The sequence below is a fragment of the Actinobaculum sp. 352 genome (assembly GCF_003957265.1).
Classification (GTDB): Bacteria; Actinomycetota; Actinomycetes; order Actinomycetales; family Actinomycetaceae; genus Asp313.
Genome location: NZ_RQSN01000006.1, coordinates 95,306 through 117,172 on the forward strand (window position 1 = coordinate 95,306; position 21,867 = coordinate 117,172).

The window sequence follows — 21,867 nt, forward strand, 5'->3', positions numbered from 1 at the left end:
GAGCATGGCACGACATCGGATTGGACCTCGCTGGCGGGATCCGCGCCTGGCAATCGGTGTACTGCTGGTATGTGTATCTGCCATCGCCAGCGGTGCTTTGCTGGCGGGCCCGGAGCAGGTGCAGGTGTACCGAGCTGCCTCGACGCTACTTCCCGGTGCTGCCCTCAACGAGTCGGATCTGGTGCTCGTCGGCGTTCCGAGAGGAATCTCCAGCCAGTACTTGCAGCCGTCCGACCTGCGACGTTCTGGCGATAAGAAGCTACGATCAGTTGTCTACGAGGGCGAGTTGGTGGCACGCACCGCCGTACAGGGTGAGACTGATGACGGGTGCGATGTGGTGGTGCCCTTGGCAACTCGAGTGCCATCATCCGTAGAACGGGGCGATGTGGTGGAACTGTGGCGTGTTAATGCCACAAGCGCAGAACTGGTGGCCTCGCAGGTAATGGTTGTTCGCCTGGACACCGGGCAGGGCAGTCTCGGTGAACCCGCCACGGCGGAAGTGCGGATTCAGCGTGCCTCGGTGGGGGATGTGCTGCTGGTCCTGGGCGGAGACGATGGATTCGTTCTTGTACCAGGGGAGCAAAAATGAACATCTTATTGTGCCTCCACTCCGAGCTGGAAACAAGCGTTCTGCGGGTCTTGGAAGGACACAAGCCGCCCGTCGTCGTGGTGCGGCGCTGCGCGGACGGGGCGGAAGTACTGGCGAGCGCGCAGGCGGGCTTGGCAGAACTGGCCGTTGTGGACGAGGCGGACCGCACTCTGGTTGCGGAGCTTCACGCTTGCGGGGTACGTGTGGTGGCTGTTCCACGGGATCCTGCGGCGCAGTGGGCGCGTAATACGCGGTGCGATGCGGTGGCGCCGCCTATTGCGGAGACCGTTGTTGAGGCCATTGCCGCGTTCCGCGACGCGCCGCCTCCGGTCTGCGACCGGACCGTGTCGCGGCATTCGCAGGAGGAAGGCCATCTTATCGCTGTGTGGGGAACTCCGGGCGCCCCGGGGCGCTCCACCGTCTCCCGCGACCTCGCGAACGTACTCGGTGCCGCAGGTTCGACTATCTTGATCGATGCGGACACCCGCAGCCCGTGCCTGGCGCAGCTCCTGGGGTGTAACGAGGAGACCTCCGCGATTGTCGCCGTTGCCCGGCGTTTCAATCACGGGGAGCGAGTCGCCACGGCCGTTGGGGATAACGTGGAGCAGGTTGCGAGTTTCGCCTTCTTGGCGGGACTCAATACTGGTGCTCGCTGGCGCGAATTGCCGGTGGCCGTGGTGGACGACCTGTGGAAACACATCAAACAGAGCTGGCCGATGGCGGTTGTCGATTGCGCGGCCGAGTGCGAGCATGATGAGTTGGAATACGGTATGGAGCGCGACGCCGTAACGCTGTCACTCTTGGCAGCCGCTACGGCAGTGCTGTGTGTTTCGAGTTTCGATCCGCTGGGCATTCGTCGTCTGCTCCGGCAGCTAGATGTGGCGCATGAGCTCGGGGTGCAGCGGTCGCATGTCGTCCTGACTGGCGCGCGGAGCTCGCGCGGGCGGGCGGTGGACCGCCGTCAGATTGAAGCGTTGCTTGCCGGGCGTGGCTTTGAGTCGGTTTCCTGGCTGCGTTGCGACCGCGAACACTTGGAACAGGCGGTGATGCGCGGCGTCACCCATGACGAGATCGCGCCGCAGTGTGGACTAAGCCACGACATGAGGAATCTGGCGGAAGCCGTGACGGGGGTGCCACTTCCGGTACGGAGGCGTTTCTGGCGGCGTCGGCAATATCAACATGCAGCTGCCGGGAAGGAAGGGGCCCTAGCCTCTGAGGCCACTTTCCCACAGGTTTCACTACGGGCAGTAGTACAGGCCTCCGCAACTGCGCGAGGCACGGATAGGATGGGTATGTGAGGATCTACATTCCGGCAACGATCACCGACTTGGAAGATAAGCCCGTTCCTGCGCGGATTGTGCATGGTGTGACCGCTGCCCTGGAGCAAGAGATTCGTTTTGAGGATACTGAGGTGTTGGAGGCTGTTGCCATGAATGCGGCGGCTGACGCTTCGCTGCATCTCATCGCGCAGCAGCTAGCGGCAGGCGAGACTCTGCCGCTGCGCCGTATGGTACTGGCAGCTGACGTACCGCCCCAGGCGCTCAGTGATGCCCCGCTCTCGGATGAACTGGTCACCGCACGTCAACTCGCATCCCCGGTTGACTGGAACCGGATCGTGTCGATCCATGTGGATGATGGGACAGTAGCGGAAGACGTGCAGGCGGCTGCGGGAGGCGACGCCGCCGCATTTGACCGCCTCGCTGATCAAGAACTCATGTGGTACGACGTCACCGAACGACTCGATCTTGCGCGTGCCTTAACCAGCGCAAAGGACAAGGCAGAGCGCGCATAACGGACGGGAATGCGGTTACGTCGTCAGCGGGCCTGCAAGTGGGAAACGTGGCGAGCGGGAGCAGTGTCACGGCAGATGTGTCTATGACTCGGCTGAGTAACAAAGGTGCAGTCGAGTGACGAGAGCCTCGGCCGAGTGACTAAATCCTTGTCCGAGTGGGGGTGGCGGAAGGCGCCACGCTCACACTTCCAGGGTGCTACGCCTGCACTTCTAGGGTGGACGAGCCGTCCGGTTGCGGAATCACGATGATCTGTTCCGCGATAATCTTGCGGAGTTCCTCGACGTGGCTGACGACGGCGACAGTCCGTCCGCTGCTGGCCAGGTTGGTCAGACACTGCATAACCTGGTCGAGAACATCGGCATCCAAACTGCCGAAGCCCTCATCAATCATCAGGGTATCCAACTGTATGCCCCCATTCTCCTCCTGGACGACGTCGGCCAGCGCCAGTGCCAGGGCGAGGGAGACGTAGAACGTCTCGCCGCCCGACAGGCTGCGGGTGGAGCGAAAGGTGTCGCCGGTCGGGTCACCCAGGTGGTCGATAACGAGTAGCCCGAGGCCCATTTGTATCTGCCGCGACCCCTTCTCCTTCTCATCGGTTCTGACCAGCTCATAGCGACCCTGCGAGATCCCGGTAAGATGCTCGTTGGCGCGTTCGACGACGTGCTCGAATCGTCGCTGTAGCACGTATGTCGGTAACGGCACGTGAGTGACCGATGCCGGTCCGGCCTTTGCCAGTTCCGCCAGGCGTACAGACGCGCCTGCGGCGTGGTACGCCTCCTGCCAAGCGCGGTAGCGCGTCTCGACGCGCGAGAACTGTGCAGCGATCTGCCTGTGGTAACTGGTGGCCTCGGCGGCCCGGTCGCGTGCTTCGTTTGCATCGGCATGGGCCGCCTCATAGGCAGCTTGCGCCTCAGCCACGTTTGCCTGTTCGTCCCCACGAAGTGCCGCGAGCTCGGGCTGGGCGAGGTCGCGTTCCACATCGCGGAGCGCATCGCGATGCTCTTGGACCTGCACGCGCGCAGCCTCGGCATCCGGCGGTGGAAGCATGGCAGCGCGCACTGCGGAGGCATCGGCGAACTCCGATTCAGCGATGGCGGCGGCGAGTTCCTGCTCGCTCTCCGCAGCTTGCGCACCCTGATGGAGCAGATCGGCCAGCGCATCAACGGTTTCCCGTTGCCGACGAAGCTGCTCAGCATGGGCCGCCCGGCGTTCGGTGATACTTGGATAGCCCTCCCGCTGCGCGGACAGACGTTCCTGATCGGCAGCCAAACGTTCGCCGCGTTCGCGGATGGCACTGTCAAGAGCGGCAGTCTGAGAAGCAAGGGCCTGCAGTTCTTCGGTCAGGCGCTGCGCCGTCGTGCTGAGCTCGTTAATCTCACTCTGCAATGCCTGCGCCTTTGACGCTGCGTGTGTGGCCGCAGCGACCTCCGCCTCAGCATGTGCAATGCCCTCCTCCACCTGATCGGCACTGAGGCCGGAAAGGACCGGGGTAAGCTCGTCTACCTGAGTACGGACACCGGCAAGCCGCTCCCGCGCATCAGAAAGATCGTGCCGCGCGGCCTCGCGAAGGCGGGCCGCGCGATCAACATCCTCGCGACTGGCGAGGACAGCGGCGGCAGGCGCTGGTGCAGGGTGCTCGCATGAGCCGCATACTGGGCAAGGAACACCGTTCTTGAGTGTTACGGCGAGTTGTGGTGCCGTTGATGCTATCCATGCGTCGGTCAGTGCTTCCTCGTGACTGCGTGCGTCCTGGAAGGCCTGCGTGAGCTGTACGACGTGGACCTCACACTCCTCGAGTTCAGAATGCAGCCCCCGCAGCTTCCTCGCCTGTTCTCCCAGGTGCTGTGCCGCCTCTAGGTCCCGTTGCACACCTGCGAGATGTGCCGCCCGGGAAGCGGCCACCTCTTGTTCCCGGAGAAGAATCTGCCTGCGCTGCTCAGCGGCGGCGGTTTCTTCCTCTTTTTGCGCACGTTGCCGACCCAGCGCACGCAAAGCCTCTTGGTCTACGTCCTGTTGAGCTGTCGTCACGGCGACCTGCTCCTCCAGTTGCATCAGCTCCGCCAATATGCCACTGAGTTCGTTAAGTCGTACCAGTTTCCGCCGAGCGTCAGCCAGGGTGCCTTCGCTCACACTGTGCGGATCGATCTTCAGTACGTCGAGTCGCCGACATGTATCAGCCAGCCGGACCTCGGCCGCGGCGTGAGCCTGCACCAGCGGGAGAAGGCACGCGGCCTTGGCATCCATATTGAGGGTGGTCTGCACAGCAGCGATCTGCGGGGCACGTTCCAGCAGGATGCGGCGTCGTTCCAGCGCGTTGGAACGACGAGCCAGACGCTTCGCCAGTTCCTCTGTTTCTCGCAGCGAGTCCGCCGCGAGTTGCTCGGCCCGATCAGAAGCCTCCTTGCGACGCCGCGCCGCGCTCATACCACGTTCCGCGCTGGTAACCAATTCACTGAAGCGCGCTCGCAGCTGCCCTTCCACTTCGCGAGGCAGGACCGCGCCGCGTACGGTATCTCCCAGTGTTGCTGCATCTTCAGGGGCCGCCGTGCCCAGAAGATCGTCGCTGGCACTGATGAAACGTTCACGCGTGTCTGCGATAGTCCGTTCGGCTGCACGAGCGCGTTCCTGAAGTGCGTCACTGACCCGCCGGTACACGGCCGTGGCAAAGATCTGTTCGAGGAGCCGAGTGCGGTCCTTGCTGCTCAACCGAAGGAAGTCCGCAAATTTTCCTTGCGGCAGCACAATCGTTTGAACAAACTGCTGGCGGTTGAGTCCGAGCAGAGCGGTGACGGCGGGAGTGACTCCGCTGGGTTTTGTCTCCAATACCTCTCCGGCGTCGAGGTCTCCCGACTCCACGGAAGCTTCCGCCAGGCGCCACAGTGTGGCAGTGGGCGCGGTGGGATTCTTGTTACCAGGCTTTGTCCATGCCGGTGTGCGACGAATGCGGAAGGTACCGGCTTCGACACTGAAAACCAGGTCGACAAAGGACTCTACCTCTGCGGAAACGTGTGTGGAGCGGACGCGTTCGTCGGTGGAATCCTCCCCACCGGCAACGCCGCCGTAGAGCGCCCAGGTGATGGCATCAATGATGGTGGATTTGCCGGAGCCGGTGGGACCGTCCAGCAGGTAGAGACCTCCCACCGAAAGGCGATCAAAATCGATGGAAACGCTGCCGCCGAAGGGACCGATGCCTCGCAGGCTAAGAAGCCGGAGCTGCATGAGAATGCACCTCCCCGAGTTCCGTGCGCAGAACTTCCTCCCATACATCCTGCAGCAGCTCTGCCTCCTCCGCGGTCAGTGCCCGGTTGCCGGCCGTTTCCATGAATTCCGTAAGGACGGCGAGCGGGCTACGGGTGGCAACGCCTTCCGCCGTCGTGGTGGAGGCGGTGCTTCGTATACCGCGATGCTGGATCTCCAATGCATGCGGGAACACTGCGCGTAGTTGCGCAGCCATATCGGTGGGACGGGCGGAGTCGGTGACAATTAGCCGCACGAAGTCGTCACGTAGACGCGCGTTCTTCTTATCAAGTAGGTCACCCAGGGGAGCCTCGAGAGTACTCACCCGGCGCCACACCGGCGCGGGAATCAGCTCCGTTTCGCGAACCTCGCCATCCGACACGTGGAGCAGAACAGAGGATTTCGGGGTGGCCTCTCCGAAGGAGAAGGTGATGGGAGAACCGGAGTAGCGCATGAGGGGATCATCGGCCAGGCCAACCCGCTGCGGAGAGTGCAGGTGACCAAGCGCAACGTAATCTAGTGGACCGGGGCCGCTCTTGCCCAGCCTGAATAGCCCGGAAGGAACGCTATCGACACCGCCGACATGAAGGTCGCGTTCGGACAGAGTGGGGTTTCCACCGGTGATAAAGGCATGCGCCATACAGATCCGCGCTATCTTTCTTCCGGCGTATGCACCGGTGCGGATGTCATCGCCGATGCGTTCCAATGCTGCACCGAGCACCGCTTCGTGGCTGCGTTCCAGGTATTGATTCGGCTCCGTCGGCTCGGCCTGACTCTGCGCGTGTGCCGGAGCGAGACGACGCCTCTCGGTATCCGGATCGAGATAGGGGATGGCGTAGACGAGTGCCCCAATTTCCCCGGAGGAGTTGCGAATGGCTATCGGTGTGCTGCATGCGCGAGAGTCGGTGCGGAAATAAATTCCCTCGCGCATCAGCTCGGCACCAAATCCCAGCCGTTGCGGCGAATCGTGGTTGCCGGAGGTGAGGATAACAGTGGTCAGGTGGGAGAGCTCGCCGAGCGTGTGATCGAAGAGCTTCACTGTGGAAGCGGGTGGAATTGCCCGGTCATACACGTCGCCGCTAATCAAGACGGCGTCGATAGCACGTTCGCGCACGGTCGTAATCACGTGCTCGCACCACATTTCGAATGCGGGCGTCAAGTCCGCACGGTGCAGCGAACGCCCGAGGTGCCAATCGGACGTGTGGAGAATCAACATGCCTTCAGCCTAGCGGTCGCCTCCGACACCTTTTGCGCAGGCATGCGTAGGTCGGCCCTATACGTCATGGTTCTCGGGTGCGACGTCGATATCGTCGCGCACCGAGTCGAGTATGGCCTGAGCTTGTTCGTGCAGGTGACGATTGGTTGCCAGCGCACAACCACCCCAGGGCCCCGCCTCGCCATGCAGAGAGGTGAACCGTCCGCCGGCCTCTTCGACAATGGGTACCAATGCCGCCATGTCGTACACTTCCAGCTCGGGCTCCGCGGCAATGTCGACCGCCCCTTCGGCCAGCAACATGTAGCTCCAGAAGTCACCGTAGGCCCGTGAACGCCAGCAACCCTGCACGAGCCGTAGGAAGGCGCGCAGCTGTCCGCGAGTCGCCCAGCCATTAAGCGAAGAATACGAGATTGACGCATCCGCAACACGAGAAACATCGGATACGTGGATCTGTTTCGCATTCGCCCAGCTGCGCCCGGTGAAAGCCCCCATGCCCTTGGCCGCCCACCAGCGACGTCCGAGCGCCGGGGCAGACACGATTCCGAGCGTGATCTCGCCGTCCTCTTCCAATGCGAGCAGGGTGGCCCATACGGGAACGCCGCGCACGAAGTTCTTCGTTCCATCGATGGGGTCGATAATCCAACGACGGGGTGCATGCGTGCGTGTTCCACCCTCCTCCTCTCCATATATCGCATCGCGGGAACGTGAATGCGTGAGCATGTCGCGGATAATCGCCTCGGCGGCACGATCTGCATCCGTTACCGGTGTGAGATCGGGCTTCGACTCCACCCGCAAGTCGGCAGCTTGAAACCGCTGCCGTGTGGTCTGGTCCACCCGGTCGATAATCGCCGAGGCAAAGGCCAAATCGTCTGAAAGCCTGGTCAAACCTGCCATTTACTTCCACTCTTCCTGTCCGCGCGAGGCGAGAAGCCGCCTGAAGGAGGCGACCCGCGTTCGGAGGCGCACGTCCTGCGCATCCGACAATGCACATTCGGGCGCGGCGGCGTCATGGGAGCATCCGCGCGGACAATTGCTCGTCAACTCCACAAGATCGGTAAAACCTCGTAAAACATCGTCCACCTTGACATGGGCGAGGCCAAAGCTGCGTACGCCTGGCGTGTCAATAAGACGTCCCCCGTCCGGCAACGGGAGCGAAACCGCTGACGTCGAGGTGTGACGCCCCTTCCCGGTAACGTCGTTAACCGCGCCGGTTGTTCGGTTGGCGCCGGGAACCAGCGCATTAATCACGGTGGACTTTCCGACGCCAGAGTGGCCGACCAGCACCGTTTCGTGCCCGGTCAATGCCTGCCGCAGCCGCTCCAGCTGCCCGTTGGCGTCATCCACGTCCGCCGTAGTAACGCCCACCTTGGCGTCATCTGCTGCATCTGCCTCATCGTCCGAACCTTGCCGCAGTCGGAGCACGAAGATATCCTGGCCCAGCGGCTCGTACAGGGCCTGCAACTCTGCCGGATCTGCCAGATCGGACTTTGTGAGAACCAGCAGAGGCGTCATACCGGCGTCATAGGCGGCCACCAGGCACCGATCAATCATTCCGGGCCGCGGGTCCGGCTGTGTCAGCGCAGTGACGATCGCCAGCTGATCGGCATTGGCGACGACGACTCGTTCGCGTCCCTCTCCTTCTTCCGGGGACCGACGCAACTCGGAGCTTCTCTCCTCGACACGCACAATGCGGGCCAGAGAATCCTTCCGTCCTGACACATCGCCATCGACCCTGACGCGATCACCAACCACGATAGCGCCCCGGCCAATTTCGCGGGCCTTAACCGCCGTCACTTCGGTGCCGTCACCCACCAGGAGCCGGTACCGTCCGCGATCTACGCCGGTCACCCGTGCTAGCGGTGCGGAAGAATAGTCCGGGCGTATCTTGGTGCGCGGGCGCGACCGGCGTCCGGGCCGCACATGCACTCGGGGGTCATCCGTTCCAATATCACGCCTCACGGCTGTGCAACCTCATCACGCCCGTCTGGCAGTGGTACGGTTTCCGACGCATCGAAGTCATGGTTGAGAATCGAGTCCGGCAGGCCCGCTTCTATGCGCAACTCATCCGCAGCCATCCGCAGCCACATATCCGGGAATTGTGGCAGGGTTTTCGACGTCGTCGCAATATTCCGAATGGTGATACCCGGTACTCGTAAGCCGAGGATGGCCGCGAAGGTGGCCATACGATGATCGGCGTAGGTCTCCACTTCACCGCCGTGGAGAATCGCCGGCTCAATGATGAGGTCGTCGCCCTCCACATGGACCCGTCCGCCCAGGCGGTTCAATTCGGTGGTGATCGCGTGAAGCCGATCAGTTTCGTGCCCGCGCAATTGTCCGATGTTTCGCAGGACGGAGCGTCCGGGACAGAGCGCTGCGACTGCGGCCACCGTGGGAACCAGTTCGCCAACGTCGTGCATGTCCATATCCAGCGGTAGCAATTCTTCGGCGCGTGGTCCTTTGAGGGCAAGGCGGCCACCTACCACGTTGGCTTCCCCTCCCATGCGGGCGAAGATGTCACGTAGCGCCTCTCCCGGTTGCCGGGTGCTGCGCGGCCAACCGGGAATCTGTACAGTACCGCCGGTGACCATCGCGGCGGCGAGGAATGGACCCGCATTGGACAGGTCGGGCTCAACCTCCACGTTGCCCAAGTCGGGCACTCCCGGGCGAACAATCCAGCGAGTCGCCGGGTGCCCCTGACGCACGGGACCGGCGTCGTCGGGGAATGTGAATACCTCGATCCCGGCATCACGAAGCACTTCGACGGTCATCTCCAGATGTGGAGTGGACGGGATCGCCGTGCCGGTATGACGCAGTTCGAGGCCGCCGTCCATACGCGGGGCGGCAAGAAGCAGCGCGGAAATGAACTGCGAGGATGCTGACGCGTCGATGTCCAGTCTGCCACCGGCCACGTACCCGGTGCCGTGCACGGTCAGGGGAAGAGTGGCTTGGCCGTCTTCGCGTGTGGCGTGGCTGATATTCACTCCCAATGCGGTCAGTGCGCGGACAATGGGGCCCATCGGTCGACGGCGCGCCTGCTCATCACCGGTAATCAGCACATCGCCCTGAGCAAGTGCCGCCACCGTCGGCAGAAAACGCATGACCGTTCCCGCTAACCCCGCCCTGACCTGTGCGCCATGCAATGGTCCGGGGTACACGAAAAGCTCGTGATCGTAGAACTCGAGCCCCGTTCCCATGGATTCCAAGGCGCGAGCCATCAGGACGGTATCGCGTGCCACCAACGGTTCCCGGATGACGGAGGGTTGGTCACCCAGCGCGGCCAGCACGAGATAGCGGTTCGTCAGGGATTTCGAGCCGGGTACGCGTACCGCCGTCGTCAGCGGTTCGGGGTGAAGCGGGGCTGGCCACGGATCGGGGAACCGCTGCCTGGGATCGCTCATGATGGCCTCTTGGCAGCGGCTATTCTCTCGCGTGCCTCGGAACGCACGGCACGCAGCTCGGACCGATGTGCGCGTGCCGCCGCACGACGCCAGGACAACGACGGTTTGCCGTTGCGATCCATCGCGGCGAATAGCGTGCCGCCGATAAGGCCGGCAGCTGCGGCGAGTGAGGAGAGGTCCTCCTTGCGTTCCTCCGCGCGGTGCTGCCAGAAGGGATTATTCGCCAAGGCAATTGGCACCTGTGTGACGGCTAATGTACAAGCCGCCAGGCGCTGGGCCTTGCCCAGTGCCAGTGCGGTCCCGCACGCCACGTGAGCGAGCCCCAATACGCGGGTTGCCATATCGATGTGTTGGTCATCGAGTGTTATGCCGAGCTTCTCCGGCAACGGTGCGAAAACTGCGGCGCGCTCGCGGTGCTTGGAAGGGCGCAGCAGAGCGTCGGCGCCACTAATGACGTAGGGGCTGGCCAACAACGGGCGGGCAATAAGTCGCAGAATGCTCATATATCATTCCTACCGCAAAATGGCCCGCCGCGCAGGGGTCTAACGGCCGGCGATACACACGGATTTTTCCTGAGCGCAAAGATTCACTACGGGAGGATGCTCTTAAGCACGTGCCGCAGTGCGTCGTGAACCCGTGCGCGCGGCGGGAATGCCGTGCGGGTTCGATGCGTTCCACGAACGATCTAGGTTATGTTGGGAACGATGGAAACACAGACGATACGCACCGCCCCCGGAGAAGACGCGGCAGCACGTGCTGAACGCTTCGAGCGTGAAGCGCTGCCCTTCCTCGACCAGCTCTACGGGGCCGCGATGCGCTTAACGCGGAATCCGCAAGATGCCGAGGACCTGGTCCAGGAAACGTACGCGAAGGCCTTCGCCGCATTCCACCAGTACAAGCCCGGCACGAACCTGAAGGCCTGGCTGTATCGAATCCTGAACAATACCTTCATTTCAAACTACCGCAAGGCACAGCGGCAACCGCGTCAGGCCGACTCGCCGGAAGTAGAGGATTGGCAGGAGTACGCGGCGGCGTCGCACGCATCAAGTGGAATGCTCTCCGCAGAGGCCGAAGCCATCGAGAACCTTCCGGACTCGGAGATCCGCGAGGCGCTCGCCAAGCTTCCGGAAGATCGTCGGCTGGCGGTGTACCTGGCCGACGTGGAGGGATTCTCCTACCAAGAGATAGCGGAAATCATGGGGACGCCGATTGGAACCGTCATGTCTCGTCTACATCGCGGGCGACGTCAGCTGCGTGAGCTTCTCGCTGACTATGCGCGAGAGCTCGGATATGGGAAGGAAGAGAAGTAAGCATGTCAGATGCCATGCTCAATGGCGATGAATTTGCCACCCGAGTGGAAACCAGCGTGCGTGCCGACTCCGGTACGGGGGGATGTTCCTGCTCCGAGGTAGCCGATCACATTTTCGAGCTTCTTGACTCGCAGATGCCCGCCGAACAGGCGGAGCGACTACAGCGCCACGCGGATAGCTGCCCCCACTGCAGCGCGCTGGCGGAAGCGGAAGCACACGTGCGCGAAATTGTGCGCCGTTCGTGCAGCGAGTCGGCGCCAGCCACGCTGCGGATGCGCATCACCAGCCAGATCGCGGTGTACCGTTCGGCCACGGAATAAGCCTCACTCCGAGAGACGGCACACTCCCAGCTGCGGCCCACATGGAGGGCACTCACGGGGAGTCGGGCCACAGATGTACCGCCGTCTGGCGCGGACCGTGGTCCGGCCTCGTAGGCACCACCAGACCTTGGCCGTGCTTCCTCGGTGTTCAGCAACTGGCATGCGCTTGGTTCTGAGTAACATGCACGTCCTCGGGCTTCAGTAGCGTATGGCGTCAATCGGCCGCACTCGGACGGCAGCAAGAGCGGGAATAATGCCGCATAGCGCGCCTATCCCGGTGGAGATGGCAATCCCAGCCAAAGCCGCAGAAACCGGGAAAGCCGGAACATCCTGAAGCTCAATGTCCATACTTTCCAGTGGCATAACGCGGATCGCAACTATGGCGAGCATGACGCCGATGACACCGGCCACAAAGGTGGCCACCACTGATTCCATGAAGACTGCGAAGAATATCCTTTTGGCGGACGCCCCCAGCGCGCGCCGGATTCCGATCTCCCGGATTCGCTGCCGGACGGTTACGATCGCAACATTGAGCAGGCCAAGTGCGCCTAGCAAAATCACTACTGCTCCGATGGCCATAACGATGTTGCGGGTACCTGCACTGTTATCGTCGCTGCCAAACATGGCATCGCCATCATCCCAGATCTCATCGCCCCAAACAGTGAGGTCCCATCCCGGACCGAGGATGGCGGTCAAAGCGCTCTGTATGTCCTCGTGTGCTTGACTGGTTTGTTCGGGATCAGTCCAGACCAGCATCTCCTTACCGTCGAAGCCGATCACGTTGCCGGACGAGTTTTCTTGCGTGAGCATCCATGCATCGTAGGGCACGTACATGGTGGCCATATCGTATCGGTGGGACTGAACGACCCCAACGACGCGAAAACGATCACCGGAGTCATTGCCTGCGGTGATGATCATGGGGTCCGCGATATTCGGTTGGCCGAAGTATTCCCACATTCGTGTGTTGATCACAATCGGGGTGACACGTTGATCAGCGTCGCGCGTCTGCAACCAGCGGCCTTCCACGACGCGCAGTCGGTAGATGGTCGCGTATGCCGGATCCACCGCTAGGACTTGGGGTTGATCATAACCGTACTTGGGTTGCGGTACGGCCTGCCCCCGGTACATTCCGGTGGTTTCCAGTTCTTTGATCTCTTTAATCGGAAGGGATGATTGTGCCCGGCGGCTCCAATACGGCAGCTTGAAACGTTCGGCCACAGTCTTCATTGCGTTACCTACCGGATCGTTTATGATGCCGGTATCTTCCGCCGCCCAACCGCTGCCGGAGGAGTCGGCGTCGTTGCCACTTGAACCGGGATCCATACCGGACTTCGAAGGACCGGAGATAACATACTCACCGGAGCTCTCATCATCAGAGGACTTCGAAATCGAGAAAGTGAGCGTAGTTGTGCGGCCCTGTGACGCTTCGATCATTTCACGGTTTGATTGGACAATCAGAGCTCCCAAAGCCATGACGGTTGACATGGCTGCCACTGCTGCGACGACACCGATCAGAGACAGAACAACACGAGCACGTTGTACCTTTACTTCGCCCCACGCCTCGATGAGAGGCGCTATTAGCGCCGTAATCCAGCGCATTATCCATCTCCTTCCAGTGGGTGGAGAACTCCCTGTGCGAGTTCGTAACGGCTGTCGGCAGCACGAGCGATATCCATATCGTGAGTGATGATGATCAGCGCGGCACTGTTCTCGGCGGCAACTCTCTGCAGTAGCTCAATCACGGTGCGTCCAGTCTCCGGGTCAAGAGCACCGGTGGGCTCATCTGCCAGGATGATCTGTGGTTCGCGTATCAATGCGCGGGCGATGGCGATGCGCTGTTGCTCGCCACCGGACATTTGTGCGGGCGAAGAGTGTAACCGGTCGCCTAGGCCCACCCGGTCAAGCATCTCCGCTGCGATCTGGTTACGCCGCCAGAAACGTAGGCCCCGCTCGTACAGGAGTGGGACTGCGACGTTCTCTAGTGCCGTCCGTGTATTGAAGATATTGAACTGTTGGAAAACGAAGCCGACCGTGTTCCCCCGCATGGCGGCGCGTCGGCCCTCCCCAAGTGTGAGAACGTCGCGTCCGTTGACGTGGTAGGTGCCTGAGTCTGGCAGGTCCAGCATGCCGATAATGTTGAGCAGTGTCGTTTTCCCGGTGCCGGACCGTCCGACGATGCTGACATTTTCTCTTGCCTCAACCCGAAGATTGATTCCACGCAGGATATGGAGGTCGTCTTCGTCGGGAATGGGTACCGCTCTGGTTATGTCTTGCAATTCGATTAGCGGCACGTCAGCAGCCCTCACCTGTCATAGGGTCGCAGGTATCCTCCGTTGTTTGTCCCGGAATGTATTCAAGGACTTCCTGTTCCTCGGTGACACCCTCGATGATCTGTACGACGTTGCCGTCGGTGATACCCAGTTTGACGGGGACCTTTTCGGGATTAACCGGGTCATCGGTTGGTACGTACACGTAACCGGTTTGGTAGCGTCCCTCAACCGCAGTTACCGGTAGTACGAGCACGTCCGCCGCTTCGCCTCCGACAATCTCCATGGTGACCTGTAATCCAGCGAATACCTTCTGATCGGCAGGAATGGCGCATCGGGCCCGAAGCGAGGTGGAGGAGCCAGCAGAGTTGTTGTCGTCATCAGATGACTTGTTGGTAGCACTGCTTGTAGTGCCTGCGGTGAGCCCTTCGCAGGTGAACGGGGCGGGGCCATTCTTGATGGTGATCTGGGCGGTCTCGGGGAAATTATCGATTCGGTACATCTGATCGGGAGTCAAAGAAGCAACTGCGCTGAAACTCGAGGGTTGCACCGAGCCGACGGAATCGCCGATGGCGAACTGCTGACCGATAAGCGCATCGAGTTTCAAGGTGCCATCGGCAGGCGCGGTGACATTGGCATAGTGTTTGGTTGCCTGTCCGGGTGTGACGACGGTATTGCCGTCCTCGTCTGTGGTGGTTACATCCTCACCGGGAACTTCGTACTCGATCTGCAGAATCCGTTGCCCGGCTACTACCGGGGCGCCGTCTTCCACGAAAAGATAGTTGACCTTGCCTTCAGTTGTGGCTTTCACAGGCGTGGCCGCATCAGGTTCAATGGTTCCTTCTAGGGAAATCGTGTTGGTGATCGAACTCGGGTAGGGGGTGATTGTCATTTGGCCAAAGGTAGCGTGCGGGTCAGGTTGTGCAGAAGCATCTTCTGAGGACGGTGGGAAGAACGCTATCTTTACCAAGGCGCCAGCAATAACCACCCAAACAAGGATCTTGAGGCTGGTGGCGACTGTGGCCCAGCGGAAACGGCGAACTGCCATGTTGGTCTCCTGTCAGCGTTGGTAACGGAACTGCCTGGACAGTTACATGGTAATTGCTCGGCGCTTCAAAGGCCAGTCCTATTCATGGACAGGTTGGTGGAGGACGGGCAGGTGGTGGGCTTCGCATGTGTTGGCCTGCTACCTGATGACCGCGTGTTCGCCTATGGTCCGGTTCGCGCATCTGAATGACATCTGCCCGTGGCACCTCTGAATGACATCTGCCCGTGGTGCTGCTACGATGAAACATCGTCGCGTGCCGAACCTGCGGCACCTGAGCGAGGAGGAACAAGATGAGCAAGCGCGGTCGTAAGCGCCGCTCTCGTGCGGGTAAGGCTGCCAACCACGGCAAGCGGCCCAATGCCTAATCGGAGCGAGTAATGCCAACGGGCTCGGATTCTGATCCGAGCCCGCCATTTTGTGGTCTCGCGGGGTGTTGCTCCACGTCCCACGTTGTCTCTCAACGCGGATTGTCTCCCAACGCGGATCCCACCCGCCTAGCGTCGCCTTGTGATTTCACACGGACGCGTCGCTGGATTTCAGGGTGTTTCGTCTCGTCCATCGTGCACACTACACTCCTCGGCGGTTATAAGGACGGCCAGCATCAAAGCGAGGGCGACGGGGGAGTTCGCTTGGAGTTCTGTTGAGGGCGATGCGGAACCTCGTTGCGAGTTGGGCGCGCCAGGTGCGCCCCACGGGCGGGTAGAGCTCTTTCGGGTGGCGGATACTGCGGTGCACGAGCTGGCGGAGTCGCATTCCCTAGCGCGAAGTGATAGGTCGGGGAAGTGGCAAGGTTTAGGAGGCAGGTGCTGCTTTGACGCCGAGCCACTGGTTCCAGCCGTTGTGAAGCACAAGCCAGGCAATGAGTCCGTACCCGGCTTGTCCCGGGTGATACCCGCCCGAGAGAGTGAGATCCGTATTCCAGTTTTCATGGGTGACAAGGGGTGAGAAGGTCTCAACAAAGACCGTGTTGCGACGTTCGCAGACATCCCGGTAGGCCCGCGTGAGATCGGCCTGGATCTTCTCCGGAAAATCGCGCCGAGGTGGTGGGCCGACGACGAAGGGCTTGAGATGCATGCGCTCGGCCGAATCAAGGAGGTTGGCCAAATGAAGCCGTGCCCGGGCAAGGGTTTGACCGGTGTCGAGATCGTGCGAGCCGAGGCCGACGACCAGTCTGCACTGTGTCTCGGGATCGATCCGCCTCCCCACCTCCTCTTCCCAACGGGTGGCGAGGTGGGCGCTGTCCTCACCGGGGACAGCCAGGGTCATCGCGAGTATTGGCGGATCGTTTGCGGTGCGTGCCATGACTCGCCCCGTCCATCCCAGCGCACGGGCATCGCCAAGGCCGGCTACCAGCTCGTCGCCGATGAAAAGAACGCGAATCGGATTAGTCACACTTCTACTTTGGCAGAAATATGCGGTCCAGGCATCTCCGCGCGCCGGATGAGGGGATTCCTGTGGCCGACTGACGCGACGGTACGTGAAAGAGTCCGTGATGCTTGAGAAGCGGCGAGAACAGATACTCGCCTGCCGGTATGAACAGCTGCTGCGCCCTTTCGTGATGGGTATGTGGGTGCGCGTGCGTGCAGTTTTCAGAGTTGGATTTTTCACACCGGCGGCTTTCGTTCGTCATGAACGGGGTAAAACACCTAGTCCGCGGCGTATTTCGGCGGTTTGAGGCGGGAATGATGAGAGCTAGGTCGATCACACCGGCTGGCTAGTGCCGACCGGGTTCGTTATCATTTTGTGATAGTTGGCCGCGCACGCGGCGGTGTATTTCAACATGAAGGAATGGCAAGTGGGTAAGCACGCGGCTGGGCGCGCGACCGAAGAGGTTGCTGCAGTTCCGGTGAGTGCACGTCCGCGCCGAGCGGATCTGCGCGAGCAGGAACTGCCTCGTCGCCGTCGCGATATCCGATTGTCTCGCCAGGCCGAGGAGGCCGCTGCGCGCAGAAAAGCCGCGCGTCGCGCCCAGGAGGCCGCCCTCGCCGCCGCACAGATTCAAAAGTTGGCCGAGGATCTTGATGCGCCGGTAGCTGTCAGGCGGCGTCGGACAGCTAGGATCGCGCAGGAGGCCGCAGCCGCCCGGGCAGCGCAATCCGCTTCTGTCACCCAGCCTACTTCTGAACGGGCGCGTCCATCTGTACCGGAGGCTGTCTCGCCCAAGCGTGACACCACCGCCGTCGTCGCTGCACTCACCACGGGGCTAGCGGAGGTTGCACAGACTGAGGTTGCACAGACTATTGAGGCCGCTGAAGCGGCTGACACTGCCATCAACACCTTGGAATCCAGTGGCGTGGCCGCAGATGATCGTGGTGATAGCGCTGCCGGGCATGATGAGGTTGCACCGCGGCGGATAAGCCGGGCGGAACGGCGACGGCAGGAGCGGCTGCAGGCAGCGGGCGCGCAGAAGGCTGATGATGCGATCCGCAACGACGGCACGGATTCGGACGAGTGCACCACTGAGCAACCGGCTACAGCCTCCGCATCGCGCGATTCGGCCGTTGTAGATGAGCAGCAGGTGATCGCCAGAGAGACCAGCAGTGAACCGGGCGAAGCGGCCGACGCCCGTTTGGACGCTGCCGCCGCGCCGATTGACGTCGTCACCGAGCTGATCGGTTCGTCCGACGCCCGGGCCGAGCAACGCGAAGATACCGATACATTGGCCCTCGGCGAGAGCGGCCAAAGCGAAACTGCTGCGGCGCAGGTGCATGATGATCAAGTCCTGGCCACCTCCGATGCTGAAATGGCGGAGAGCGGCGAGGCAAGTCCTGATCTTACTGAGCTGGACCAGTCGGCCGATTCGCACCTCGAAGTCGATGATGCCTGGCTCGAGTCCGGCGGCAGCCATTTTGAAGCTGAGGCCCCGCGCATTGCGCGCGAAGTCGGCGCTGAACCGGCTGAGTTCGAGGCCGATGCCGTTCCGGTAGACGACGACGCTCCGGCCGACGGCGCTCCGGTCTATCCCACCGAAATCGAAGCGACTGAAGTCCTATCGCGTAGCGAACTGACAAGTGTTGTCGGAGAGGGCGTTCGGCTCTCTCGGGTGGAACGCCGTCGCCGTGAGCGCGGGGCACAGCCCGCTGTGCCCGTGGTTCTCGTCTCCCCGACGCGCAAGCGCCCCTCCCGCAATCGGATGTTGCAAGGCGTTGTGGTAGGCACGCTGGCAGTCACCGGAATTGCCCTGCCGGTGATGGGATTCGGCACTTCGGGCGGACCTGCCGCCCAGGCGGTGCAGGCATATACCAACTCTCTGGTGGGAGGCTCCACTGCTCAGGCAACCACGCCGCGGGCCCTCACCGGCAGTGATACCGCCGCCGCGCGCAGCGCGACCAACTCCGCCAGCGAGCAGGCTCGCTCCAATGCCGCCTCGTCCGCGTGCGTCGCCGAGGGCGCGCAAGGTGTGCGTGCCGCCTTCGTAGACTCTTCGAATTACATTGTTATGCCACTGGAGAACGGGGTTTACCGGCTCTCGTCGGCGTTCGGCTACCGCGTTGACCCGATTTACGGCGACTACTCACTGCACGCTGGCCAGGACATGGCGGCCCCGCTCAACACGCCCATTTTCGCCATTGCCGATGGAACCGTTACTCACGCCGGCAAGGGAATCGAGGGCCGTTCGAATAACCTGATCATTATCAAGCACGAGATAAACGGCGAGATCTTCTACTCGTGGTACGTCCATATGTACGACGACGGCGTGCACGTTAAGGAAGGCGATAGGGTCACCGCAGGTCAGCAGATCGGCAAGGTCGGCTCTAATGGAAATTCCACCGGCCCCCATCTGCATCTGGAGATTCACGACGCCGATGATGAGCTACGGGATCCGTTGGAGTTCTTGAGTGAGCATGGCGCCGTATATATCTCGGAGCTGTGCGACTAGAACGATGGTATATATGCGCATCGATCATATGATGTCGGGAGGCAGATGCGCGTGAAGCAGAGGATCTACCGGCCTGACGGCATCCCCCTCATCCTCGCCCACCGCGGCGGCGCCAACGAGCATCCGGAGAACTCCGCACAAGCCTTTGAGGCGGCGCGCGCAGCCGGTTTTCGGCACATCGAGACCGACGCGCACGTTACTCGCGACGACGTCGCCGTCCTCTGCCACGATCCTGAACTTGATCGCACAGCGGGTGGTTCGGGCGAAATATCCGCCTACAGGTGGAACGAACTCTCACGCCTCCGTGACGCTTCCGGGGGCAGGATGATGCGGGTGGATGAGGTCCTGGACACGTTTCCGGAGATGATCTTCAATATCGACGCGAAAACTGATGCGGTGACTGATCCCCTGATCAGCGCCATTCGGAGAACGGGAGCTGAGGCTCGGGTATGCCTTGCCAGTTTCAACGAGCGGCGTTTGAAGCGCATACGCCGCGCGTTGCCGCAGGTTGCGACGTCGCTCGGAGTGGGGCAGATCGCGAGGTACGTGGGAGTGGCGCATCTTCCTGCGGCGCTAAGACGGCAGTTCGTGCGTTTTCTCACAGGACCGCAGCAGGGTGTGCAGGCGGCGCAGGTTCCGCTGCACTACCGCGGCGTAGCCGTGTTAACTCCCGCGCTGGTGGAAACGGCTCATACCCGAGGTGTTGCGGTGCATGCGTGGACGATCAATGACATCGACACGGCCGCCCGACTCTTGAGCTATGGCGTGGACGGCATCATCACGGATGAGCCGAGCGCAATGCGCGACCAACTCGCCGCCAGGGGAATCACGGTCGAACTGTAGGGCGGCAGCTGCCCGGTCAATAGGAACGGGAAGGCTCTCGGTGCGGGGAGGAACAGGGTCAGGGCAAAGGCCAGAAATGTCACGTGCCGGGGCATTGTTGAATGCCCCGGCACCGTCGTGCCCCAGACAGGATTCGAACCTGCGGCCTTTTGCTCCGGAGGCAAACGCTCTATCCCCTGAGCTACTGGGGCCCGGCCCACTACTTTAGCAGCTTTATGGGTCCGCGGGCGATTCTGGTTTCGTTTCGGCCTCTCGCCGCGAACCACGTACACTCTGTATCGTGACTCCAGAAGACCTCAGCGAGCTCATTGCCGCATTGCTATCCTCCGCCCGCACAGAAGGCGTCCTTATGATCGAGGGTGAACTTCCTGATGTGAAGGTCGAAAGGCCGCGACAGCGTGAGCACGGCGACTGGGCCACGAATATCGCCATGCAGATCGCCCGGCGTGCGGGGATGAAGCCGCAGGAGCTCGCGGCGCTGCTGGCTGAGCGTCTGGCGGAGCACGAGGGCATCGCTGCGGCCGAGGTCGCCGGACCGGGATTCCTCAACATTCGCCTGTCTGCGGGTGCCGCGGGGCAACTGGCACGGACCATCGTGACCGCGGGTGGCGACTACGGGCGCTCGTCGTCGGTGGATGATCAGCACGTCAATCTGGAGTACGTATCAGCCAATCCGACCGGTCCCATCCATATCGGCGGTGCCCGCTGGGCCGCCGTCGGTGACGCGCTGGCGCGAATTCTCGCTTTCACCGGTGCCAAGGTGACCCGCGAGTATTATTTCAACGATCATGGCAACCAGATTGACCACTTCTCGGCATCGCTTCTTGCGCGTGCGCAAGGGCGGGAGATTCCGGCTGATGGTTATGGTGGCAGTTACATTGAAGAGATTGCCGACGCCGTGATTGCGCAGTGCGTGCAGGCCGGCGAGGCGGATCCGCGCCAGCTGCCCGACGATGAGGCACAAGAAGTCTTCCGTGCTCGCGGCGTCGAACTGATGTTTGTGGAGATCAAGAAGTCGCTGCACGAGTTCCGCTCCGATTTCGACGTGTTCTTCCATGAACAGTCCCTGCATGAATCGGGCGCTGTTGACTCCGCTATTGCACGCCTACGCGCGCGAGGCGTGATCTTCGAGACGGAGGGTGCCCTGTGGCTGCGCACCACCGATTTCGGGGACGACAAGGACCGTGTCATTATCAAGTCCGATGGCGAGGCAGCGTATTTCGCCGCCGACCTCGCCTACTACTTGGACAAACGGGAACGTGGAGCCGACCAGTGCGTGTACATGCTGGGGGCGGACCATCACGGCTATATCGGCCGCATGTACGCCATGGCGCGCGCGTTCGGTGACGAGGCGGGGCCGGGCAAGAATATGGAGATCCTGATCGGCCAGCTGGTGAATCTGGTGCGCGACGGCGAGCCGGTGCGCATGTCGAAACGCGCCGGTACCGTGGTCACTCTGGAGGATCTGGTAGATGCCGTGGGCGTGGATGCGGCGCGCTACTCGCTCGTGCGGGCGTCGGTTGATACCACCCTGGAACTGGATCTGGATCTCGTTGCCTCCCATACGAACGAGAATCCGGTGTATTACGTGCAGTATGCACATGCCCGGACCTGCTCTGTCGCCCGCAATGCCGCTGCGCACGGGGTGCGGCGCGAGGATGGATTCGCCCCGCAAGAACTGGAATCGGCCGATTCCGAGTTGTTGGGCACCCTGGCTCGATTCCCGGATATCGTTGCCCAGGCGGCGAAGCTCCGTGAGCCACACCGTGTGGCTCGTTATCTTGAGGAACTGGCCGGGGCTTATCACACCTGGTATGGCAAGGCTCGCGTCACACCGCGAGGTGATGAACAGGTCACAGATTTGCACCGCACCCGCCTGTGGGTCAACGACGCCACTCGTCAGGTCCTGTGCAACGGTTTGGAATTGCTCGGTGTGAGTGCACCCGAGAAGATGTAAGAAGGTGGT

18 protein-coding genes and 1 tRNA gene are annotated in these 21,867 nt (G+C 61.8%); 8 read left to right on the plus strand and 11 right to left on the minus strand.

The features are described from left to right. The first annotated feature begins 4 nt into the window (after positions 1-4). From EKN07_RS07655 to EKN07_RS07665, 3 genes are read left to right on the plus strand one after another with little or no spacing between them, the layout of a single operon-like run. The gene (locus EKN07_RS07655) at positions 5-589 is read left to right on the plus strand and encodes a hypothetical protein (protein WP_126146088.1); all 585 of its coding nucleotides are present in this window, start codon (positions 5-7) and stop codon (positions 587-589) included. Then, a complete protein-coding gene (locus EKN07_RS07660; RefSeq protein WP_126146089.1) occupies positions 586-1,887 on the plus strand; it encodes a tyrosine-protein kinase family protein in 1,302 nt (433 codons plus the stop codon). Before EKN07_RS07655 ends, EKN07_RS07660 begins: the two co-directional genes overlap by 4 nt. After that, complete coding sequence (locus EKN07_RS07665; protein ID WP_108716144.1) at positions 1,884-2,381, plus strand: hypothetical protein; 498 nt, start codon at positions 1,884-1,886, stop codon at positions 2,379-2,381. Before EKN07_RS07660 ends, EKN07_RS07665 begins: the two co-directional genes overlap by 4 nt. A 196-nt stretch (positions 2,382-2,577) precedes the next feature. Here EKN07_RS07665 and EKN07_RS07670 read toward each other — a convergent pair whose 3' ends face one another. Genes EKN07_RS07670 through EKN07_RS07695 form a run of 6 tightly spaced genes read right to left on the minus strand, consistent with a single transcriptional unit; the run spans position 2,578 to position 10,736 of the window. Then, the gene (locus EKN07_RS07670; protein ID WP_164546636.1) at positions 2,578-5,601 is read right to left on the minus strand and encodes an SMC family ATPase; all 3,024 of its coding nucleotides are present in this window, start codon (positions 5,599-5,601) and stop codon (positions 2,578-2,580) included. Continuing rightward, positions 5,582-6,835: an exonuclease SbcCD subunit D gene (locus tag EKN07_RS07675; RefSeq protein ID WP_126146091.1), complete on the minus strand. Its 1,254-nt coding sequence runs from the start codon at positions 6,833-6,835 to the stop codon at positions 5,582-5,584. Before EKN07_RS07675 ends, EKN07_RS07670 begins: the two co-directional genes overlap by 20 nt. Positions 6,836-6,892: 57 nt before the next feature. After that, positions 6,893-7,729: a histidinol-phosphatase gene (gene hisN / locus EKN07_RS07680; protein ID WP_126146092.1), complete on the minus strand. Its 837-nt coding sequence runs from the start codon at positions 7,727-7,729 to the stop codon at positions 6,893-6,895. Next, the gene (gene rsgA / locus EKN07_RS07685; RefSeq protein ID WP_126146093.1) at positions 7,730-8,794 is read right to left on the minus strand and encodes a ribosome small subunit-dependent GTPase A; all 1,065 of its coding nucleotides are present in this window, start codon (positions 8,792-8,794) and stop codon (positions 7,730-7,732) included. Then, positions 8,791-10,233, minus strand: coding sequence for a 3-phosphoshikimate 1-carboxyvinyltransferase (gene aroA, locus EKN07_RS07690; protein ID WP_108716139.1), 1,443 nt, complete (start codon positions 10,231-10,233; stop codon positions 8,791-8,793). The genes rsgA and aroA overlap by 4 nt, the downstream gene beginning before the upstream one ends. Then, positions 10,230-10,736, minus strand: a complete 507-nt coding sequence (locus tag EKN07_RS07695) for a DoxX family membrane protein (RefSeq protein WP_108716138.1) — start codon at positions 10,734-10,736, stop codon at positions 10,230-10,232. Before EKN07_RS07695 ends, aroA begins: the two co-directional genes overlap by 4 nt. Positions 10,737-10,937: 201 nt before the next feature. On the opposite strand from EKN07_RS07695, the gene EKN07_RS07700 reads away from it, so the two are divergent. Further along, positions 10,938-11,543, plus strand: coding sequence for a sigma-70 family RNA polymerase sigma factor (locus EKN07_RS07700; protein ID WP_126146130.1), 606 nt, complete (start codon positions 10,938-10,940; stop codon positions 11,541-11,543). Positions 11,544-11,545: 2 nt separating this feature from the next. Continuing rightward, entirely contained in the window at positions 11,546-11,863 is a 318-nt protein-coding gene (gene rsrA / locus EKN07_RS07705) for a mycothiol system anti-sigma-R factor (RefSeq protein WP_126146094.1), read from the plus strand. Between the two features lie 198 nt (positions 11,864-12,061). Here the strand turns inward: rsrA and EKN07_RS07710 are convergent, their stop codons facing one another. From EKN07_RS07710 to EKN07_RS07725, 4 genes are all read right to left on the minus strand, one after another. Next, a complete protein-coding gene (locus EKN07_RS07710) occupies positions 12,062-13,462 on the minus strand; it encodes an FtsX-like permease family protein (protein WP_126146095.1) in 1,401 nt (466 codons plus the stop codon). Further along, the gene (locus tag EKN07_RS07715; protein WP_108716136.1) at positions 13,462-14,154 is read right to left on the minus strand and encodes an ABC transporter ATP-binding protein; all 693 of its coding nucleotides are present in this window, start codon (positions 14,152-14,154) and stop codon (positions 13,462-13,464) included. The genes EKN07_RS07710 and EKN07_RS07715 overlap by 1 nt, the downstream gene beginning before the upstream one ends. Before the next feature lies 1 nt (position 14,155). Further along, entirely contained in the window at positions 14,156-15,178 is a 1,023-nt protein-coding gene (locus EKN07_RS07720) for an efflux RND transporter periplasmic adaptor subunit (RefSeq protein WP_126146096.1), read from the minus strand. 792 nt (positions 15,179-15,970) lie between these two features. Next, on the minus strand, positions 15,971-16,570 hold the full coding sequence (locus EKN07_RS07725) for a GDSL-type esterase/lipase family protein (protein ID WP_241228154.1): 600 nt from the start codon (positions 16,568-16,570) through the stop codon (positions 15,971-15,973). 388 nt (positions 16,571-16,958) lie between these two features. Here EKN07_RS07725 and EKN07_RS07730 point away from each other — a divergent pair, with 388 nt between their 5' ends. Both EKN07_RS07730 and EKN07_RS07735 read left to right on the plus strand, forming a co-directional pair. Beyond that, positions 16,959-19,058: a M23 family metallopeptidase gene (locus tag EKN07_RS07730; protein ID WP_126146097.1), complete on the plus strand. Its 2,100-nt coding sequence runs from the start codon at positions 16,959-16,961 to the stop codon at positions 19,056-19,058. Positions 19,059-19,109: 51 nt separating this feature from the next. Continuing rightward, a complete protein-coding gene (locus tag EKN07_RS07735) occupies positions 19,110-19,901 on the plus strand; it encodes a glycerophosphodiester phosphodiesterase family protein (RefSeq protein WP_240611244.1) in 792 nt (263 codons plus the stop codon). A 118-nt stretch (positions 19,902-20,019) separates the two neighbouring features. On the opposite strand, the gene EKN07_RS07740 is transcribed toward EKN07_RS07735, so the two are convergent. Further along, positions 20,020-20,092, minus strand: a tRNA-Arg gene (locus EKN07_RS07740). Positions 20,093-20,181: 89 nt separating this feature from the next. Between EKN07_RS07740 and argS the strand changes: the two genes are divergently transcribed. Beyond that, positions 20,182-21,858 (plus strand): arginine--tRNA ligase, encoded by a 1,677-nt coding sequence (gene argS, locus EKN07_RS07745; RefSeq protein WP_206435698.1) that lies wholly within the window; start codon positions 20,182-20,184, stop codon positions 21,856-21,858. Positions 21,859-21,867: the final 9 nt, after the last annotated feature.

Excerpts from the sequence above, each read along its gene's own strand:
- EKN07_RS07700 (WP_126146130.1), top strand. The coding sequence starts at position 10,938 with ATGGAAACACAGACGATACGCACCGCCCCCGGAGAAGACGCGGCAGCA.
- EKN07_RS07730 (WP_126146097.1), top strand. The coding sequence starts at position 16,959 with ATGAAGGAATGGCAAGTGGGTAAGCACGCGGCTGGGCGCGCGACCGAA.
- rsrA (WP_126146094.1), top strand. The coding sequence starts at position 11,546 with ATGTCAGATGCCATGCTCAATGGCGATGAATTTGCCACCCGAGTGGAA.
- EKN07_RS07655 (WP_126146088.1), top strand. The coding sequence starts at position 5 with ATGGCACGACATCGGATTGGACCTCGCTGGCGGGATCCGCGCCTGGCA.
- EKN07_RS07695 (WP_108716138.1), bottom strand. The coding sequence starts at position 10,736 with ATGAGCATTCTGCGACTTATTGCCCGCCCGTTGTTGGCCAGCCCCTAC.
- EKN07_RS07660 (WP_126146089.1), top strand. The coding sequence starts at position 586 with ATGAACATCTTATTGTGCCTCCACTCCGAGCTGGAAACAAGCGTTCTG.
- EKN07_RS07675 (WP_126146091.1), bottom strand. The coding sequence starts at position 6,835 with ATGTTGATTCTCCACACGTCCGATTGGCACCTCGGGCGTTCGCTGCAC.
- EKN07_RS07720 (WP_126146096.1), bottom strand. The coding sequence starts at position 15,178 with ATGGCAGTTCGCCGTTTCCGCTGGGCCACAGTCGCCACCAGCCTCAAG.
- EKN07_RS07710 (WP_126146095.1), bottom strand. The coding sequence starts at position 13,462 with ATGCGCTGGATTACGGCGCTAATAGCGCCTCTCATCGAGGCGTGGGGC.
- hisN (WP_126146092.1), bottom strand. The coding sequence starts at position 7,729 with ATGGCAGGTTTGACCAGGCTTTCAGACGATTTGGCCTTTGCCTCGGCG.
- EKN07_RS07670 (WP_164546636.1), bottom strand. The coding sequence starts at position 5,601 with ATGCAGCTCCGGCTTCTTAGCCTGCGAGGCATCGGTCCCTTCGGCGGC.
- aroA (WP_108716139.1), bottom strand. The coding sequence starts at position 10,233 with ATGAGCGATCCCAGGCAGCGGTTCCCCGATCCGTGGCCAGCCCCGCTT.